Below are 3942 nucleotides of genomic sequence, written 5' to 3' on the forward strand. Positions count from 1 at the left end.
GGGCTAGCGGAGGCGCCTGAAATGGTGTTTTGCCATGTCAGATTTCAGGCTTGCCATCTACCTAAACGGGTGAGTTCACGTTAACTTTCGGGCCAGATTGATAGGATAGCAGCGATGTATGACCTCAGCTCCGATCATTTACAAACGCCATCGTTTTCCACCCGAGATCATAGCTCACGTTGTTGGCTCTATCACCGCTTTTCGCTCAGCCTGCGCGAGGTGGAAGAAATGCTGCTGGAACGGGGCATTTTGGTCTCAATTGAAACCATCCGGCGCTGGGGTATTAAGTTTGGCCCAGCTTATGTTGGCCAGTTGCGCCGGAAAAAGGCCCGCAACGATGATGTCTGGTATCTGGGTGAGGTTGTGATCATAGTCCAGGATCAGCGATATTACTTGTGGCGAGCCGTTGATCAGGATGGTTACATTCTGGACGAAATCCTTCAAAGACGGCGTAATACCAAGGCTGCCAAACGTTTATTGACCCGTCTGTTATCCCAGCAGCAAGTTACTCCAAAGCGGATGATTACCGATAAACTCGGCTCTTATGGAGCGGCAAAATGCAAGGTGATGCCGACTGTCGAGCACTGCAGCCATATGGGGCTTAAATAATCGCGCACAGAACTCGCATTTGCCCTTGCTAAAACGAGAGCGAGCCATGCAAAAGTTCAAGTCGCAAGGTCAGCTTCAAAGATTTCTGGCCGTCTTCTCGGGCCTGCCTAATCTGTTCGTTCCACCTCGCCACCAACGTTCTGCAATCGACATTCACCTCCACCGCATCAACGCTTTCTCACAATGGAAACAGGCGGCTATGCTTCGCGCTTGAAATCCGCATGGCGAAAGCTCTTGCTGCCAAATTCAAGTTAAGTTGATCGCACCCATTGGTGGTATTACGCATGCCACAGAACTGAAATTGGTGGCATATTTCCACGCCAGCGCCCCTCCATTAATGGGGCAAGTCAGCCGATTTGTGACATTTCTGCAAGAATAAACTGATTAACAGCACCATCGGTTGCCTTCATGTAGGCTGCAAGGTGCGGTGCATTCATGTGCTCCTGCCAGATTTCTCGACTTTCCCAGTTTTCGTGGAATGTGAAATGCGCCGGGTCTTCATTGTCCTGATGCAGATCATAATTAATGCAGCCTTTTTCAGCCCGAGTGATAGGCACCAGCTTGAGCAGCTCTGCCTTTACGAGTTCGATTTGGCCTGGCTTTGCGTGAATATTTGCAATGATAGTGAGCTTGGACATTAGGTCATTCCTTCGATTAACTGTTCTGATGTTTGAGTTATACAAATCAGGTATAAACAGATAAACAGGCTTCAATCGCAATGATAATCCGGAAATAGCGTATAATGCTAATTGACAACATCCGCCTGTTTTTGACCATCACCGAGAAAGGCAGTCTTGTCGCAGCAGGACGTGAAGTCGGCTTGTCTGCAACCACAGTTTCCGAGCGACTTGCTGCGCTTGAGGCGCACTTTGGCGTCGTTCTGTTTAACCGTACGACGCGCTCATTGAGCTTGACAGATGAAGGCCGCACCCTGTTGAGCGGAGCAAAGCTCGTGTTGGGAGAGATTGAGGAACTTGAGGCCCGTATACGCCATGGGGCGAATACCCTGTCTGGGCTAATTCGGATAAGTGCACCAATTGACATTGGACGCAGTCTCGTCTCGAACGTTATCTCTACCTTCGTAAAAGAACACCCTTCTATTTCAATAGAGCTGTTTCTATCAGATGGCTATGTCGACCTAGTTGGCCAAGGATACGACCTTGCGCTGCGCTTTGGTTCAATCGAAGACAGCACTTTGAGGGTGCGGAATATAGGGTATTTTCGCCGCATTGTTTGCGCATCGCCATCCTACATCAAAACTTTTGGCGTACCGCAAACACCCGTAGATTTGACGCAGCATAATTGCTTAATCATGAGGTTTGGAGTCTCCTTGGACAATGTTTGGCGCTTCGGTACTGCAAAGAAACCGCAAGTCGTGACAGTACGTGGTAACAAGATTATTAATGATGGCTCTTTGATACGGCAGTGGGCGCGCGAGGGGCATGGTATCATTTTGAAATCAGAACTCGACGTAATGCCCGATCTCAAATCTGGTAAGCTTATCGCACTGTTGGAGGATTATTCCCCTCCACCGAGTCCGCTGCAGATGATGTTCCCCCCCGGCCAGGCACAACCACGGCGCGTGCGAGCGCTAGCCGAGGCACTAACTGCGGCAATAGGAGAGAGCAAAAAATAGCACGATCATCCGCGGATTATGAGTGACGACTATTCGAGTAGACTGACACTACTTATTGAACAATATAGGTTTTTCTCACTCACCTTCCCTTTCTATTGAATTACCTAAAAATTCAATGTCCCCACAGTCAATAAAATACATTACATTACGTAGCGTAAGCATCCTGGGTGGCGCTAGCAAATAACTTAGTGTCCGTCTCTTCTGCGTTAGAGAGGCAATAAAACATGAGCATTGATCATAATATTGGCAGAAAATCACGAGCGGTAGACCAGGAAAACTATAGTAAGTTTCACTTAATAATAATTAAGCCGACGCACTATGACGATGAAGGGTACCCCATTCAGTGGCTGCGCTCTGGAATTCCTTCTAATACACTTGCTTGCCTATATGGATTGGCGGAGGATTGCCAGAATAGGAAAGTACTGGGTGAAACCGTTGAGCTCAAGCTTCACAGTTATGATGAAACGAATAGGCGGGTGCAGCCTAAGCGGATAGCCAACATGGTGCACAAAGACGGCGGCCGTGCTTTGATCGCATTAGCAGGGGTGCAATCCAACCAATTTCCGAGGGCGCTGGATTTGGCTCGCCAGTTTAGAGCGCTAAATATGCAGGTGAGTATCGGCGGCTTTCATGTATCAGGCTGTGTCTCAATGCTTCCTGAGATTCCACAGCAAATTGTAGAAGCGCAAAAAGAAGGAATTTCGTTTTTCGCTGGCGAAGCAGAAAACCAGCGGTTAGACGAAGTTTTGGAAGATGCTTTTTTGGGCACTTTAAAACCGATCTATAATTTTATGAACGATCTGCCGAATTTGGATGGTCAACCCGATCCGATTTTACCGCAAAAGCATATAGTCAGGACAGCTGGTTCACATTCTTCTTTCGATCTAGGGCGTGGGTGTCCCTATCAATGCTCTTTTTGTACCATAATAAACGTACAGGGTCGCAAAAGCCGCAGTCGATCAGCGGATGACGTTGAGCGTATCATACGCCGCAATTACGCACAGGGTATCAATCGTTTTTTTATTACTGACGATAACTTTGCGCGGAACAAAGATTGGGAAGCGCTGTTTGATCGCATCATTGATCTGCGTCAGCATCAGGGATTTAATATCAAATTCATCATTCAAGTTGATACGCTATGCCACCGTATCGACCGATTCATTGAAAAAGCATGTGCGGCGGGCGTAACCCGGGTTTTTATTGGTTTGGAGAATATCAATCCAGACAATCTGCTTGCAGCGAAAAAACGCCAAAACAGGATTACGGAATACCGCCAGATGCTACAGGAATGGCGCGATCATGGGGCAACAACATATGCAGGTTATATACTTGGATTTCCGTCCGATACCCGCGAAAGCATCCTACGAGATATTGAGATTATTAAGAAGGAGCTGCCGCTAGATCTACTCGAATTTTTCTATTTGACGCCGCTTCCGGGTTCTGAAGACCATCTGAAGCTGTATAGAGAAAATGAGTGGATGGATGAAGATTTAAATAAATATGATTTGAACCATCGGGTCTCGCACCATGGCAAGATGAGCGATGAGGAATGGGAAAGTGTATATAAAGAAGCATGGATGAGTTATTACTCACGTGAACATATTGAGACCGTATTGCGAAGAGCTGCGGTCCACGCTCGTGGGCGACCAAGTAACAAACTCTTTTTGATGCTGTATTTTTATCTCATGGTGAAGTTG

The 3942-nt window shown here is 47.3% G+C and carries 3 protein-coding genes and 1 pseudogene; 3 read left to right on the forward strand and 1 reads right to left on the reverse strand.

Annotated elements, in window-relative coordinates; genetic code table 11:
* Positions 1-118 precede the first annotated feature (118 nt).
* A pseudogene (locus BMZ51_RS23205) lies at positions 119-823 on the forward strand (IS6 family transposase).
* A gap of 133 nt (positions 824-956) precedes the next feature.
* Here BMZ51_RS23205 and BMZ51_RS23210 read toward each other — a convergent pair.
* Positions 957-1247 carry a putative quinol monooxygenase gene (locus BMZ51_RS23210; protein WP_068006411.1) on the reverse strand — a complete coding sequence of 97 codons (291 nt, stop codon included), beginning with the start codon at positions 1245-1247 and terminating at the stop codon, positions 957-959.
* A gap of 104 nt (positions 1248-1351) precedes the next feature.
* On the opposite strand from BMZ51_RS23210, the gene BMZ51_RS23215 reads away from it, so the two are divergent.
* Complete coding sequence (locus tag BMZ51_RS23215) at positions 1352-2245, forward strand: LysR family transcriptional regulator (protein WP_068006413.1); 894 nt, start codon at positions 1352-1354, stop codon at positions 2243-2245.
* 224 nt (positions 2246-2469) lie between these two features.
* Positions 2470-3942: B12-binding domain-containing radical SAM protein (locus BMZ51_RS23220; RefSeq protein WP_074882396.1), on the forward strand; the 1473-nt coding region annotated here is incomplete at its 3' end.

It is taken from the genome of Pseudovibrio axinellae (assembly GCF_900110875.1).
GTDB lineage: Bacteria > Pseudomonadota > Alphaproteobacteria > Rhizobiales > Stappiaceae > Pseudovibrio > Pseudovibrio axinellae.